General features: G+C 44.8%; 16 protein-coding genes. 10 read left to right on the forward strand and 6 right to left on the reverse strand.

Going from position 1 to position 14,297, the window contains the following annotated elements:
* Window positions 1-45: 45 nt before the first annotated feature.
* From M1K58_RS20495 to M1K58_RS20505, 3 genes are all read left to right on the forward strand, one after another.
* Entirely contained in the window at window positions 46-1,788 is a 1,743-nt protein-coding gene (locus M1K58_RS20495) for a B12-binding domain-containing radical SAM protein (protein ID WP_256760749.1), read from the forward strand.
* A gap of 21 nt (window positions 1,789-1,809) precedes the next feature.
* Window positions 1,810-2,799: an L-glyceraldehyde 3-phosphate reductase gene (gene mgrA, locus M1K58_RS20500; RefSeq protein WP_256760750.1), complete on the forward strand. Its 990-nt coding sequence runs from the start codon at window positions 1,810-1,812 to the stop codon at window positions 2,797-2,799.
* Window positions 2,800-2,952: 153 nt separating this feature from the next.
* On the forward strand, window positions 2,953-3,915 hold the full coding sequence (locus M1K58_RS20505) for an acetylxylan esterase (RefSeq protein ID WP_256760751.1): 963 nt from the start codon (window positions 2,953-2,955) through the stop codon (window positions 3,913-3,915).
* Between the two features lie 149 nt (window positions 3,916-4,064).
* On the opposite strand, the gene M1K58_RS20510 is transcribed toward M1K58_RS20505, so the two are convergent.
* From M1K58_RS20510 to mnmL, 5 genes are all read right to left on the reverse strand, one after another.
* Window positions 4,065-4,592, reverse strand: coding sequence for a MogA/MoaB family molybdenum cofactor biosynthesis protein (locus tag M1K58_RS20510; RefSeq protein WP_256760752.1), 528 nt, complete (start codon window positions 4,590-4,592; stop codon window positions 4,065-4,067).
* Window positions 4,593-4,683: 91 nt separating this feature from the next.
* Complete coding sequence (locus M1K58_RS20515) at window positions 4,684-5,202, reverse strand: hypothetical protein (protein WP_256760753.1); 519 nt, start codon at window positions 5,200-5,202, stop codon at window positions 4,684-4,686.
* Between the two features lie 73 nt (window positions 5,203-5,275).
* Window positions 5,276-6,247, reverse strand: a complete 972-nt coding sequence (locus M1K58_RS20520; RefSeq protein ID WP_256760754.1) for a type I phosphomannose isomerase catalytic subunit — start codon at window positions 6,245-6,247, stop codon at window positions 5,276-5,278.
* 58 nt (window positions 6,248-6,305) lie between these two features.
* Complete coding sequence (mnmM, locus tag M1K58_RS20525) at window positions 6,306-6,884, reverse strand: tRNA 5-(aminomethyl)-2-thiouridylate-methyltransferase MnmM (RefSeq protein ID WP_256760755.1); 579 nt, start codon at window positions 6,882-6,884, stop codon at window positions 6,306-6,308.
* A 1-nt stretch (window position 6,885) separates the two neighbouring features.
* Complete coding sequence (gene mnmL, locus M1K58_RS20530; RefSeq protein ID WP_256760756.1) at window positions 6,886-7,845, reverse strand: tRNA modification radical SAM protein MnmL/YtqA; 960 nt, start codon at window positions 7,843-7,845, stop codon at window positions 6,886-6,888.
* 313 nt (window positions 7,846-8,158) lie between these two features.
* Here mnmL and M1K58_RS20535 point away from each other — a divergent pair, with 313 nt between their 5' ends.
* The 6 genes from M1K58_RS20535 (at window position 8,159) to M1K58_RS20560 (ending at window position 11,734) form a co-directional block, all read left to right on the forward strand.
* Window positions 8,159-8,344, forward strand: coding sequence for a hypothetical protein (locus tag M1K58_RS20535; protein ID WP_256760757.1), 186 nt, complete (start codon window positions 8,159-8,161; stop codon window positions 8,342-8,344).
* Window positions 8,345-8,509: 165 nt separating this feature from the next.
* Window positions 8,510-8,878, forward strand: a complete 369-nt coding sequence (locus M1K58_RS20540) for a GntR family transcriptional regulator (protein WP_256760758.1) — start codon at window positions 8,510-8,512, stop codon at window positions 8,876-8,878.
* Window positions 8,878-9,774 (forward strand): ABC transporter ATP-binding protein, encoded by an 897-nt coding sequence (locus M1K58_RS20545; protein ID WP_256760759.1) that lies wholly within the window; start codon window positions 8,878-8,880, stop codon window positions 9,772-9,774. Before M1K58_RS20540 ends, M1K58_RS20545 begins: the two co-directional genes overlap by 1 nt.
* Window positions 9,771-10,451 carry a hypothetical protein gene (locus tag M1K58_RS20550; RefSeq protein ID WP_256760760.1) on the forward strand — a complete coding sequence of 227 codons (681 nt, stop codon included), beginning with the start codon at window positions 9,771-9,773 and terminating at the stop codon, window positions 10,449-10,451. The genes M1K58_RS20545 and M1K58_RS20550 overlap by 4 nt, the downstream gene beginning before the upstream one ends.
* A gap of 120 nt (window positions 10,452-10,571) precedes the next feature.
* Complete coding sequence (locus M1K58_RS20555; protein ID WP_256760761.1) at window positions 10,572-11,216, forward strand: phosphatase PAP2 family protein; 645 nt, start codon at window positions 10,572-10,574, stop codon at window positions 11,214-11,216.
* A gap of 71 nt (window positions 11,217-11,287) precedes the next feature.
* Window positions 11,288-11,734, forward strand: coding sequence for a MarR family transcriptional regulator (locus tag M1K58_RS20560; protein WP_256760762.1), 447 nt, complete (start codon window positions 11,288-11,290; stop codon window positions 11,732-11,734).
* A 76-nt stretch (window positions 11,735-11,810) separates the two neighbouring features.
* On the opposite strand, the gene M1K58_RS20565 is transcribed toward M1K58_RS20560, so the two are convergent.
* Window positions 11,811-12,251 (reverse strand): cupredoxin domain-containing protein, encoded by a 441-nt coding sequence (locus M1K58_RS20565; protein ID WP_256760763.1) that lies wholly within the window; start codon window positions 12,249-12,251, stop codon window positions 11,811-11,813.
* A 326-nt stretch (window positions 12,252-12,577) separates the two neighbouring features.
* On the opposite strand from M1K58_RS20565, the gene M1K58_RS20570 reads away from it, so the two are divergent.
* A complete protein-coding gene (locus M1K58_RS20570) occupies window positions 12,578-14,263 on the forward strand; it encodes a pyrroloquinoline quinone-dependent dehydrogenase (protein ID WP_256760764.1) in 1,686 nt (561 codons plus the stop codon).
* Window positions 14,264-14,297: the final 34 nt, after the last annotated feature.

Here is a 14,297-nt window from a genome sequence, read left to right on the forward strand (position 1 = left end):
CCGTTACAATAAAGGAGATGCCTTACACCGAAAGAGGAATACGCCATGAAAGTCGTTCTTGCGACGTTGAATGCCAAGTTCATTCATACCTCGCTCGCCCTGAGATATTTGAAGTCATTCGCTCAGGACGAGTTTGAAGTAGATATTGCCGAATATACGATAAAAGATCCCGCGATGGGAATAGCTGCTGACCTATTCTCTAAGAAGCCAGACGTCATTGGCTTCTCTTGTTACATTTGGAACATTGAAGAAACGATAGTCATCGTAGATATGCTCCGTAAGGTGCTACCGAATGTGAAGATTATGCTCGGAGGCCCAGAAGTATCTTATGATACTGATTATTGGATGAAGCGCTTGTCATCCGTTGACTTCATCGTCATGGGCGAAGGGGAGGAAACCTTCCGAGATCTGCTACGGCAAATTGCAGGCGAACAGAAGTACCATTTTGTGTTCGGGATGGCCTACCGCAAGGATGGAGAAGTTGTCATCACTCCACCACGTCCGAAGCTGGATTTGAATGTAATTCCTTCACCCTATCGATTCGATCTGGACATCCCCTCGATGCGCAACCGGGTTGTCTATTTCGAGACAAGCCGTGGCTGTCCGTTTAGCTGTCAATTTTGTTTATCTAGTATTGAGGTTGGAGTACGGTACTTTGATATAGAGTGGGTCAAAGCTGAAATTACGTACTTGATTGACAACGGGGCTAAGCTGATCAAATTCGTAGATCGAACCTTTAACATTAAACGGGATTACGCAATGGAAGTGTTCCAGTTCTTGATCGACAATCATCGGGGCTGTGTGTTTCAATTCGAGATTACTGCGGATATCATGAGACCTGAGGTGCTCGATTTCCTAGCGGAGAATGCGCCGCCAGGGGTATTCCGGTTTGAGATTGGCGTACAATCGACGAATGATCCAACGAATCTCGCTGTGCAACGCCGCCAAAATTTCACGAAGCTAAGCCGTACGGTCGTGAAGGTGAAGGAAAGCGGTAAGATCGACCAGCATCTCGATTTAATTGCCGGCTTACCGCATGAAGACTATGATACGTTCCGCAAAACATTTAACGATGTGTTCGCGCTGAGACCAGAAGAATTGCAGCTTGGCTTCTTGAAAATGCTGCGGGGAACGGGTTTACGTATTGATGCTGAGAAATATGGATATGTGTATTCCGAACGTGCTCCATACGAGATGCTCGGCAACGATTTGATGCCTTTCGCCGAAATCGTGCGCATTAAGAGAGTCGAGGATGTGCTGGAGAAGTTCTGGAACGCTCATCGGATGGATCGGACCATGGAGTATTTAATCGAGAAAGCTTACCCGTCCCCATTTGATTTTTTCCAAGCCTTTGGAGACTTCTGGGAAGCGAGAGGCTGGAGCCGAATTGGTCATCAGCTTGAAGATTTGTTCTCTCGGTTATGGGCGTTTCTTGAAGAGGATGCCAGACCGGAGCTGGATAAAGACGTGGCTTTCGGATTATTGAAGATCGACTATTATTTGCAGCATAAATACAAACCGCGTAAGCTCTGGTGGGAAGATCGACTGGAGAAGAAGGATTGGACTGCGGGTCTGAAATATGCAGCTGAGAAGCTAGGTATGGATGATCGAGAGCTACAGAAGAAGGGGACGCTGGATCGCCTTCCTTTCGATTACGGAGTGTGGGTAGAGGAAGGGCGAGTGGATCGTTCGAATCCGTCAGTACTTGTGTTCCTCTATTCAGGAGAAGAAGCTGGACCGCAATTGGTGGCACTGCCGCAGCCTGACGGGCGAGTGGCAGTTAAATAAGAGACAAGAGGTGACCGAGCCATGGTATATCAAGCTAGCTCTGATCGTTATGCAACGATGAAATACAATCGTGTTGGGCGTTCTGGATTAAAAATACCTGCGGTATCATTGGGGTTGTGGCATAATTTCGGAGGTATTGATACTTTCGAGAATGGCCGTGCGCTAGTCCGTCATGCTTTTGATTTGGGAATTACTCATTTCGATTTAGCGAACAACTACGGACCGCCTCCTGGCTCAGCTGAAGAAATGTTCGGCAGGCTGCTTGCGACGGATATGAAGCCTTATCGTGATGAAATGGTGATCTCAACCAAAGCGGGTTATGGCATGTGGGATGGTCCATATGGTGACTTTGGTTCACGTAAATATTTGATTTCTAGCCTTGATCAGAGTTTGACACGGATGGGACTCGATTATGTGGATATTTTCTACCACCATCGCCCAGATCCGGAAACCCCTCTTGAAGAAACAATGATGGCATTGGATCAAATTGTTCGTTCGGGTAAAGCTCTTTATGTTGGGATTTCCAACTATCGTGCTCCTGAGGCCAAAGAGGCGATTAAGATCCTGAAGCAGCTGGGTACGCCTCTCCTTATTCACCAACCTCGTTATAGTATGTTTGATCGTTGGATTGAGGACGGCTTGCAGGATGTACTAGAAGAAGGTGGAGTCGGTTCTATTGTGTTCTCACCTTTGGAGCAAGGTCTGCTTACGAATAAGTATTTGGGTGGAATTCCGAAAGATTCACGTGCTGCAGGAGCCTCTGTGTTCTTGAGTGAAGGTAATATTACTCCCGAAAGACTGGACAAAGTACGCAGCTTAAATGATATTGCAGTGGAACGTGGGCAATCTCTTGCTCAAATGGCTCTCGCTTGGGTGCTTCGCGGCGAACGTGTAACCAGCGTCTTGGTCGGTGCAAGTAAGGTTAGCCAATTGGATGATAACGTTGAGATGCTGAAGCGTTTGGATTTCTCAGCGGATGAACTGGCGCGTATTGAACTTATTTTAAAATAAGCTAGGCCAAAAGAAGAGCCCTTAGGGATATTTTTCCTAAGGGCTCTCTATGCATAAGACTCGTGGTATTGTAGAGAGTATCCGGAAGCTTGCATCCTAATAAAGGAAGACATAGGTTGCGAAATTTGATTATTCAAGGAGTCGATTAATGAAATGAACCATGCTATTTCTAGAAGGATTGAAGAGCTTGAGCAGTTGTCTCCACCTTTAACGGCTCAAACAGACATCGACGAATACTGGGATAGTACACTAGCGCAATTCGCCACTAAACCATTGAATTCAAAGAGAATTTTCGTAGAGACACCGTTTACTTACATGGAAGTTTATAAGGTTGTATATGAAGGCTTCGATGCGACCCCGATACACGGGTGGTTCTTGCTCCCTAGTTTCCCACGTGATAAGAAGGAGAAGCTTCCTTGTGTTGTTCTGTATCATGGTTATACGGGAAGCAAGGGGTATCCAGAGGATTACGCCTCTTATCTATTGATGGGAATGGCCGTATTTGCAATCGACATTCGGGGTCAAGCGGGGGAAACAGGGAATTTACTTCACCAAGATTTCGGAACGACGAGGGGCTGGGTGACTCAAGGTATTTTACATAGGGATACTTGTTATTATAAGGCGATTACAATCGACGCTCTCAAAGCATTGGACTGGGTCAGCGAGCAACCTGAGATAGACTCTAGCCGAATTTGCGCTTCGGGTGGGAGTCAGGGTGGGGGGCTGGCGATGATCGCTGCGGCTTTGTCCGATAAACCGGCGATAGCGGTCCCTCATATTCCGAACATGTGCTACATGGACTTCGGAATATTGAACTCCAGCAGCTCGTTAACGGAAGCGGCATCGTTCATCGAGAGATTTCCAGAGCATCTAGAAACGGTGCTCACTACGCTTAGTTATTACGATATTATGAACCTGGCACACCGCATTCGTATCCCGATCTTCGTGACGGTGGGGCTTAAAGATCCTGTGACGATGCCGGAGACGATCTACGCGGCATATAATCGGGTCCGGTCGGAGAAGACGATCGTCCCGTATCCGTTCACGGGTCATGCGGTCACTGGCGATCAGAACCGTAAAGCGATGGAATTCATTACGTCGAAGCTTCTTAAGTAACTCCGAATATTAGAAGGCTCCCTGCATACGCTTTGGACGAATGTCTAAAGCGTATGTGGGGAGCCTTGTTCATGTACGAATTTCTAAGGAAATGGAGAAAGGGTATTCTCATTTTCGGACTTTGCGGAAATACAGTCACTGACTCCTGATCACTCATGAGGGATATCCTTATAAAGCTCTCGCATCACATGCCCAATCTCAGGTACGATTAAACGGGTCATTGCAAGTTTAACGGCTCCTGTAGAGCCTGGCATAGAGAAGATGGCGGTCGTACCAATCGTGCCAGCGATTGCGCGTGACAAGATAGCGGCCGAGCCGATATCCTCGGTGAAGCTTAAGTAGCGGAAAATTTCACCAAAGCCGGGCATTTCCTTGTGCAACTGATCGCGAACCGCCTCGAAGGTTGTATCTCTGCCTGCGATGCCTGTCCCACCATTAAGCAGCACGACTTCGACGCGCGGATTTTCCGCAGCTTCGCGTAACAGCTTGCCGATGCATTCGTAATCATCTTCTACAATCGCGTACTCCGCAACCGAATGATTGCATTCCTCAAGCAGTTGGCGAATGAGCTGTCCGCTCTTATCCGTCTCAGGAGTACGGGTGTCGGACACGGTAATGATGGCGCATGAGACGCTCTTCGGCGCCTCACGTCGATGCTGCTCGGTTGATGCTGACATCCATCTTTTCCTCCTATGGGGAAGGTCTGTATTTGATAAAAGAATGCCCCATAGGAGCTTGCGATCCACATGGGGCGTTTAATAATCTTTATTATTCATTAGATGAAGAGATAGGTCCGGAAGATTGCGGAGAACCCTTTTCTTCCACAGCCGGTGAATCGGTATCATCCACGTTCGTGTGGTGTACCGAATCTTCTACAATAGTTTTCACGGGTTCTCTAATTAGACGGTCGATGACTGCGGGTACGACCAAGGTCAAAGCATAGGCCAATGTCATCCAGACCGTGTAAGCATGATGTTGACCTTCGCTAAAGGAAGGGAAAACGGAATCCCGATACCAAATCGAGAACGTATTGATGAACAGCCCGATAGCAGTAGCCACGAATCCGAAATGTGTTGCCGATCCGCGCTCCGGCAGCAGTCTAAGTCTGACAACCAGTGCAATACCAATTAACAGAAGGAACGAAAGCATTTCAAGCAGAAACAGAGAGGAACCGAAATAAGCATCTCCAACCTCGAGTACGACCCAATCTCCGAAAAGAATAAAGAAGAGGGTAGGCACAGCCCATACTCCGACTCCTAAACCTGCTAAAATTAGCCCTTTACGCATATGAATCCGTCCTTTCGACAACTTTTAATCTGACTATATGCTCATTAATTCGACAATTCCAGTCGAATTCCTCTTAAGGAATCATGCTACGAAGTACCGTCATTGAGCCGTCTAACGTATAGCTGCCTAAGTTAGCAGGGAGTAGGAAGCAGTCACCCGCTTTGGCATCCACTAGTCCGCTCTCCCAACTAATGCTACCAGAACCATCGCACACGATGACGATGATGAAGCTGTCAGCAGAAGTGGATAATGTCCATTGTCCGTTAACGACACCTTTGTCTGTCTTAAAGTATGGGGAGGAAGCAAGAGTAAGCCACTCACCAGGCTTCGCTCCAGCTGTATCCATACGGGCAGCTCCGGAATTCTCATAAGCAGTAACGTTTAAGGAATCTTCGATATGCAATTCGCGAGGCTTACCATCTAATCCTGGGCGATTGTAATCGTATAGTCGGTAAGTTGTATCTGAGTTTTGTTGGATTTCTGCAACGACAACACCAGCGCATAATGCATGCACGGTGCCCGCTGGTATATAGAACGTATCGCCAGCTTTGACGGATACCTCTTGAAGGCTATCCATGATCCGACCCTCTTCAATGGCTTTGGCCATTTCGGTCCGATCTACACCCGGCTTTAGGCCGTAAATAATTTTAGCATCTGGTTTGGCGTCGAGAACGTACCACATTTCTGTTTTGCCGATTTCGCCTTTCGGAAGCCCTGCGTAATGATCATTAGGATGTACTTGGATGGATAGGTCATCATTGCAATCGAGTAGCTTGATCAATAACGGGAAACGTCCGTTACTTGAGTTGTAGCCTTTCGTTCCGAACCAGCTTTCTCCAACTAGCTCACGGATTTCATCAAGGCCTTTGCCAGCCAATGTTCCATTCGTTACATGCGATACGCCATTTGGATGATCTGCGATCATCCAGCCTTCTCCGATGACACCAGCGGGAACGTCAAATCCGAATTTCTCTAACGCACGGCCGCCCCATACTCTTTCTTTAAATTCAGGCTTGAAATGCAAGGGATAGGGTTGTAAATTCATTTTGTAAAATCCTCCTAAAGTATATTCAGTCTTTAAATTCATTATTGATTGGTCGATCTTATCTTTTGTTCAAGGCAATTAAATAAGGTGAAGCTGTCTTTTGTGGAAATCTATAGATGACGGACTGCGCAAGTTGAGGAGAAAGCCCTGTTGACCAGGCTTCTACCGCTGCGGCTTCTGTCTCGCCACCCTCGTGACCGGGATAAACAACGACGGTAAGCACGCCATCTTTGCGCAGCAATCGTACTGCCGAATCTAGGGCAACCAAAGTTGTTGTTGGCTGCGTAATAACGGAAGAAGATGCGCCAGGCAAGTAGCCTAGATTAAACATGATGGCTGCGACCTTACCGTGCGCATCGGGGGTGACAGCATCCTCCATAGTCTCGTGTCCAGCATGGATGTACTGGGTGGAAGCGAGGGAAATGGAATCCGCTTCAGCGAGTAGTCTTCCTCGCGTATTGTCAAGAGCTTCGGCTTGAATATCGAATGCATAGACGAAACCCGTTGGACCAACGGATCGTGCTAGGAAAAGCGTATCCGAGCCATTGCCTGCCGTTGCGTCAATGACAATATCACCAGGCTTAACTCGCTCTTTAACCCATCGCTGGGCTTGGCTCAATACAGAGAGAAAGCCCATCTTATATGCCCTTCCAAACTTTGCCTTGCCAGCTGTTGCGCCTTACCAGCTCAGCGTCAATCGCATTGAGCACTTCCCATTTACGCAAGCTCCACATCGGTCCGATTAGCAAATCTCTTGGTGCATCTCCCGTTAATCGATGGACGATCATATCTGGAGGAAGCATTTCAAGCGAGTCGACAACAAGAGAAACATACTCCTCTTGATCAAGAAAACGAAGCAAGCCTTCTTTCCATTGGCGTACCATCGGAGTTTTGCGCATCAGATGAAGGAGGTGAATCTTGATTCCCTGCACATCCATTCGAGCAACGGCTTGCACAGTTTCAAGCATCATCTCCCGCGTTTCACCAGGTAAGCCGTGAATAATATGGGCACATACACGAATGCCTCTAGCTCTTAGTCGATTAACTGCATCGATAAAGCAATCGGTGTCGTGGGCACGATTAATGAGCTGTGATGTGGATTCATGTACCGTTTGTAAGCCCATTTCCACCCAAAGATAAGTTCGTTCGTTAAGCTCTGCTAAATAATCGACAACATCATCAGGTAAGCAATCGGGCCGGGTAGCAATAGATAATCCAACAACTCCTGGTTGTTCCACAATGACCTCGTAGTATTCACGAAGAGTTTCTACCGGCGCATACGTGTTCGTGTATGCCTGAAAGTATCCAATATATTTGGCTTCTGGCCATTTCAGATGCTGACGATCTCTGATTTCATTGAATTGCGATACTAGGTCGCTACGTCGGCTACCGGCAAAATCCCCGGAGCCTCTTGTGCTACAGAAAGTGCAGCCGCCCGCGGCGATACTTCCGTCACGATTCGGACAGGTAAAGCCTGCATCCAGCATGACCTTGAAGGTTTTTGTGCCGAACGTTTCACGCATTTCATAATTCCATGTATGAAATCTTTTGTCTGCCCATAATAGGGGTGTGTGTGTGTTTGGTTCAATTGTTGCCATCGATGCATCCGTCCTTTATAGAGGTCGCTATATATTGTAGCGAAAATCGGGGCAAATTGCGAGGATCGTAAATCTCATCGATTATTACGATGAATCAGTCACCTTTAGATGAAAAATTAACATTGAATTTCGAGTTGTTTTTAGTGTGCTGAACCTTGCTATACCTAACATGGTGTGTTATATTAAAATAGCGCCAAATCAATAAAAATATATGACATCATATCATTTTTCTGCAGCCTCGTTCATACCATATCCATATCTAGGGTAGTCTAGAAGTACAGTTAAATTAATCCGATTGGAGAGGTGAGTTGCATTGAATACAAGCGTACGAATTCCTCAAGGGGACGATACAGTTAAAGTGGAGTTGACGGTTAAAGAAGCGATGGCACTTGCAGGGGCAAAGTTCCCTAATAACCATAGCATCGAGGTATCCGCTCGGAAGAAGCTTAACAACATCATTTCAGACCATTACATTGAGGACAATAGACCCGTTAACTAACTTAAGTAGTGTAATAAATACTCATAACGTAAGGACGTAACCCTATTTTTGGGATTACGTCCTATTTTGTGTTGACAAATTTAACCTTTGGTTATATGGTTAGTTACATGAGTAACTAACCAACTAACTAACCAACTAACTGACAAAACCGGGGGTTGTAAGAACATGACAATATCAATGGACGACAGCCGCCCTATTTTCGTGCAAATCGCTGAACGGATCGAGAACGACATTATTGAAGGAAGCTTACCGGAGGAATCCCAAGTCCCTTCAACGAATCAATTCGCAGCCTTCTATCAGATTAATCCGGCAACCGTGATGAAGGGTGTGAATCTTCTCGTAGATCAAGAAATTTTGTACAAAAAGCGAGGGATCGGCATGTTCGTAGCTTCTGGTGTTCGAGAGAAAATTATGGAGAAGCGTAAGGAGCATTTTTACGAGCAATACATCGTAACAATGGTTAGGGAAGCCGAGAAGCTGGGGATTACAGTGGATCAGCTATCTGAAATGATACGGAGAGGGGACAAAACCTAATGAGTAACGTCATTGAAATCAATGGACTTACAAAAACTTACGGTAAAGTAACTGCCGTGGATAACGTTAGCTTTAAGATACAAGAAGGCAAGATCTATGGCTTATTAGGTAGGAATGGTGCGGGTAAAACGACACTTATGCATATGATCACAGCGCAATTATTTAAAACAAGTGGCCAGCTTAAGGTGTTCGGGGAAGAGCCATACGAGAACAATCGGGTGCTCAGTCAGATTTGCTTCATTAAAGAGGGGCAGAGATACCCAGATAACTTTCGGGTCTCGGACGTCTTGAAGGTATCTCAATTGATCTTTCCGAATTGGGATCAGGAGCTGGCGTATTCGCTCATCACACAATTCCAGCTCCCGCTGAAACGCAGGGTGAAGAAGCTATCCAGAGGGATGCTTTCTTCCGTTGGAATTGTTGTAGGCATAGCAAGCCGAGCTCCATTAACGATCTTTGATGAGCCATATTTGGGTCTAGATGCTGTTGCCAGAAGCTTATTCTATGACAAATTACTTGAGGATTACGCAGAGCATCCGCGAACGATTATCCTATCTACGCATTTGATTGATGAAGTGAGCCAATTACTTGAGCATGTCCTGCTTGTCGATAAAGGTAAGTTGATTCTGAATGAAGAAGCAGAAGATTTACGTGGTAGAGCAACAACCGTTGCTGGTGAGTCTTCTAAGGTGGAAGGATATCTCGCGGGTAAGGAAGTTATCCATCGTGAACAATTTGGTGGACTCGTTTCTGCGACTGTCATGGGTCAACTTACTGTCAAAGATCGCGATCAAGCATCTAAACTAGGATTGGAACTTTCTCCTGTATCCTTGCAACAGATGGTCGTCCATCTAACGAACGGAAAAATCGACAGAGAGGCAGGATCTACACGATGAATAGAGTGTTAGGCATAGTAAGAACGCATCTAGCTGACAGGTGGTCATGGATCATCTTTCCGTGGTTGATCCTCTCTATTAGTTTCGTGACTAACTTGATTATCGTCAAATTGATTGGAGACAGTATTTACTCGGGGGGATTAGCTTCCATTTATATTTATATGATGGTGATTGGAATATTAAGCGTAGCTCAAACGTTTCCTTTTATCATCGGCTTCAGCGTAAGGAGAAGGGATTATTTTCTCGGAACAACCACGACAATTACGGTCATCAGTGCGTTATCAGCTATAGTGATATGTTTGTTAGGGTATATCGAAAGGAAGACGGATTATTGGGGAGTGAAATTACACTTTTTTAATATCGAGTATTTAACGGATGGGCCCGTGTTGGAACGGTTGTGGATATTGTTTGTGCTCATGATTCATTTGTTCTTCTTAGGCTTTACGATATCATGTATTCATCGTAGATTTGGACGTAATGGATTATTTTTCTTCTTTATTGTATTGGCTATTGCTTTTACCATTAGTGTTTACTTGATTACGAGTTATCATAAATGGAATGCGATATTCGATTGGTTTGGGGATATATCCGTTATAGAGCTTTCAAGTGGATTGTTTATATGTACACTGATCTATGTAGGTGTATCGTATTTGCTGCTTCGTAGGGCTACAGTGTAATCAAAGGCAATGGCAATCTCTAGTTGAAACTCAACTTGTGGATTGCCTTTCTATATATTTGGAGATTATATATGATAAAATTGAGCTTAATGTGTCTGAATAAGTTAAGGGGTTGAACGTGTGAGTGGGAAGTTTCATCTAAGAGGAGCATACATCTGTTCATTACTAGCTTTAATTTTATTCCTAGTTGTCAGCTTGCTCGTCATGTATGAGCGTGTTACCGATTTGGACGCAACTGTCATTTCTATAGTTCAGGGCTGGGAGAATCCTAATTTTACACGTGTGATGGAAGCCTTTAGCTGGCTTGGTTCAACAATGGGTGTTACCGTGCTCGCCGTTGTGATCCTCTTATTCCTAACTTTTGTTCTAGGTCATCGTAAAGAATTAATTTTGTTCATTACCGCCATTGGAGGAGCAGCACTGCTCAACGCTGTGCTTAAATCTATTTTCCAGAGGGATAGGCCAAATATTTACAGATTAGCGGAGGAAACGGGATATAGCTTCCCAAGTGGACATTCGATGGTCGCTTTTGCACTCTATGTGGTTCTCATTTATTTACTGTGGAGACATACGGGAAGCAAATGGGGGCGTGTTATTCTCATCGCAGCCGGATCATTATTCATTGTTAGCATTGGATTAAGTAGAATTTACCTAGGCGTCCATTATCCTAGTGATGTGTTAGGTGGATATTTGGCTAGTGGGATATGGTTGGGGCTTATCATAGGCATTTATCAGAGGCTAGTGCGAACTTTGTCGAATAAATAGCTTGAATGCTCCGGATATCACGATATAATGGGGTCATATAGAAGTGATTTTCCGAGAGGTGATACCGAACAGTGAATAGAACCGAGCTTCTCGTGTCTTATTCTAAAAAATTCACGATTCATCGGCGCATGTGGGAAACGGAATGGAATTATAGGAATACAACGGGTTTATCATATCCACAATTTTTGATTTTGAGCAGCTTGTATCGTGAGGGACCGAAGCAATCTAAGGATTTAGTTAAATATTTCTCTATTACTTCCGGTGGAATAACAGCGATCGCCGATAAACTAATTTCTCTAGGGTTAATTCGTAGAACTCGCGACGAGCAGAAGGATCGTAGATCCGTTTACTTGGAAATCAGTGAAGAAGGCCGTGCTGTTTTTACTGAGCTGGATGTGATCCGTTATGAAGCTTTTGATTCTATGTTTTCTTGTCTTACAGATGCAGAAATCGCTTACTTAGATCAGATCTACGGAAAATTAGTTAACACTCGTCAGGGTGTTGAAGCTGTGGAATAGAGGTTACACATCAAAAAGGATTGCGGGAGTGTCCAGACAGACACCCTGCAATCCTTTTTTGTGTGTTGTGTTTGATCTATTCGACAACGATCAAGCCAGTCATATTGTCATGGCCTTGACCACATTGGATGGAGCAGTGATATTCGAAAGTTCCGGCTTTATCTAATTTGATTTCTACCGTTTCTCCGTTTTTAACTTTAACACCTAGATCTTCGACTGCAATTCCGTGAACGCCATCCGTATTTTTCAAAGTCAGCTTGATCGTGTCGCCCACTTTAGCTTTGATTTCAGTTACATCAAATTTCCAGTTGCTTGCATTGATTGTTACATCTTGTACTGCACCGCCGCCTGCAGCAGGAGCGCTAGCTGATGGGGAGCTTGCTGGAGCGCTAGCAGATGGAGAAGCACTAGCAGATGGAGAAGCACTATTGTTACCGTTATTGTTATTTCCGCATGCGCTTAGAGTAAGCACGGCCGCCAGAGCAACAACACCAAAATATAATCCTGTTTTTTTCATAAAAGTAAAACCCTCCTGTTTTCTCTTTGTCTTAGTAGTAAGATGCTAAGCTGTCCGATGAAACATGTTACTCCTCAATGTTTGTTTTGTCAAAGTTGTTAATGCTAACAATAGATTGACTTAATCAAATTTGAGGAGTATATTCCTTAATGTTAATTATCTTAGTAGTAAGTTAATGCGTGTCCAGCGTAGGTAATTCTTCATAACTAATATGCCCTTATTCGTATCATTCTCATTCTCAAGTAGAGAAGGAAATTAATCGGATAAGGATATTTAATGATTCATCGTACAACAACTAGTGTTTACATTTGGGAGGAATATTTTTAGTGAAAAAACCTTTAGCAGTTGCAAGTGCAGTGCTGGCGGCAACCTTAGCTCTGTCTGCATGTAGCAACTCCAATAACAATGAAGCATCGTCTTCGGCATCTCCATCCGCTTCCAATGCCCCACAAGTGAAAAATACAGAAGACTTTCCGAATGTTCATTATGACCTTGGGAGCACGCGTCACGTTCCTTTTACGGAAATTACGAAAGAAAATGTTAACGATCTTGGCGTTATTTGGTCGGCAGACTTCAAGAAATTGGATCCGAAAATCGCCAATGGTAACCAAGCTTTTACAGTCGTACTTGATGGAGTGCTCTATGTATCAACATCCAAAAACCACGTATTCGCTTTTGAAGCTGTAAGTGGTAAGGAATTGTGGCACTGGGCTCCAGATGCGATTCTAGAAGAAAACTCTAAAAACCTGGTTATCGTTGCAAACCGCGGAGTTGCAGTAGCTGAGGGCCAAGTATTCATGCTTACTTTGGATAACCGATTAATTTCCATTGATGCCAAAACGGGTAAAACAAACAAAATCGTCAGTATTTCTGATGCTGTAGATGGTGTAACTGTTGAGAATGGCTATTACGAGACAACTGCTCCTGTTTATTACAATGGCAATCTATACATCGGAAGCAGCGGCGGTGATAATGGCGTACGCGGATTCGTTATGGCATACAAAAGTGATTTAACTCCCGCTTGGGACCAACCGTTCTGGGTCGTTCCACCAAAAGGTCAAGATTGGCTGAAAAATGCGATTTATAATGGCGGTGGCGCTGTCTGGTGTCCAATTACGGTAGATGAAGAGACAGGTATTATCTATTTCGGTACAGGGAACCCAGCTCCTGACTTCTATGGAGAAGATCGTCCAGGCTCCAACCCTTACACGGATTCCGTTGTTGCTCTTGACGGTGCAACTGGTAAATTGATTTGGGCTGAACAAGAAATTAGCCATGACCTGTGGGATTATGATGCAGCATCGACTCCTATGCTTATCAAAGCCAAAATCAACGGAACTGAACGTAAAGTCGTTGTACATGGCGGTAAATCAGGTCAATGGTGGGCTCTTGATGCCGCTACTGGTGAAAGAATCTATGATGGCGTTCAATTTGCTAAGAAGATTTCCCATCCAGATCCAACTCCTGAAGGCGTATTGGTTTACCCTGGTATCTATGGTGGACAAAACTATGCTCCAGAAACTTATGATCCACAGTCCAACTATGTCTTGATTCCAGGCATTGAAGCTCCTAGCGTTGCCGTTGCTCAAAAAGAGGGTCAAGAAAAGGTTTCTCCGTTCGGTACAACAATTGCGGCAGCGCCTGCAGATATTAAACCATATGGTACAGTTACAGCGATTGACATGAATACAGGTAAAATTGCTTATCAATACGATACAGATGCACAAATGCGTGGTGGCTTCACAAGCACAGCGACAGGCCTTGCTTTCTACGGTGAGCTAAATGGTAAATTCCGTGCGCTCGATATCCAAGCAGGTAAAATCATCTGGGAATTCCAAACCATTGGAGACAACATTGGTTCTGCTCCATCTATCTTTACCCAAGATGGTAAAGAGTATATCGCTTTGACAACAGGCGGAAGCAAACCGAAGGTTATGGTCTTTGCATTAGGTGGAGACAAAACACAAGGAACAGCACCGGTTGATGAAGTAGAAAAAGGAGCTCACGATTAAGTGTAGAGCTGTAGAGCTGAATCAAGAAGATCGA

Source organism: Cohnella sp. WQ 127256, assembly GCF_024519285.1.
GTDB lineage: Bacteria > Bacillota > Bacilli > Paenibacillales > Paenibacillaceae > Cohnella.

Excerpts from the sequence above, each read along its gene's own strand:
- mnmL (WP_256760756.1), bottom strand. The coding sequence starts at position 7,845 with ATGGCAACAATTGAACCAAACACACACACACCCCTATTATGGGCAGAC.
- M1K58_RS20565 (WP_256760763.1), bottom strand. The coding sequence starts at position 12,251 with ATGAAAAAAACAGGATTATATTTTGGTGTTGTTGCTCTGGCGGCCGTG.
- M1K58_RS20515 (WP_256760753.1), bottom strand. The coding sequence starts at position 5,202 with ATGCGTAAAGGGCTAATTTTAGCAGGTTTAGGAGTCGGAGTATGGGCT.
- M1K58_RS20545 (WP_256760759.1), top strand. The coding sequence starts at position 8,878 with ATGAGTAACGTCATTGAAATCAATGGACTTACAAAAACTTACGGTAAA.
- M1K58_RS20540 (WP_256760758.1), top strand. The coding sequence starts at position 8,510 with ATGACAATATCAATGGACGACAGCCGCCCTATTTTCGTGCAAATCGCT.
- mgrA (WP_256760750.1), top strand. The coding sequence starts at position 1,810 with ATGGTATATCAAGCTAGCTCTGATCGTTATGCAACGATGAAATACAAT.
- M1K58_RS20520 (WP_256760754.1), bottom strand. The coding sequence starts at position 6,247 with ATGAATTTACAACCCTATCCCTTGCATTTCAAGCCTGAATTTAAAGAA.
- M1K58_RS20510 (WP_256760752.1), bottom strand. The coding sequence starts at position 4,592 with ATGTCAGCATCAACCGAGCAGCATCGACGTGAGGCGCCGAAGAGCGTC.
- M1K58_RS20505 (WP_256760751.1), top strand. The coding sequence starts at position 2,953 with ATGAACCATGCTATTTCTAGAAGGATTGAAGAGCTTGAGCAGTTGTCT.
- M1K58_RS20550 (WP_256760760.1), top strand. The coding sequence starts at position 9,771 with ATGAATAGAGTGTTAGGCATAGTAAGAACGCATCTAGCTGACAGGTGG.
- mnmM (WP_256760755.1), bottom strand. The coding sequence starts at position 6,884 with ATGGGCTTTCTCTCTGTATTGAGCCAAGCCCAGCGATGGGTTAAAGAG.
- M1K58_RS20495 (WP_256760749.1), top strand. The coding sequence starts at position 46 with ATGAAAGTCGTTCTTGCGACGTTGAATGCCAAGTTCATTCATACCTCG.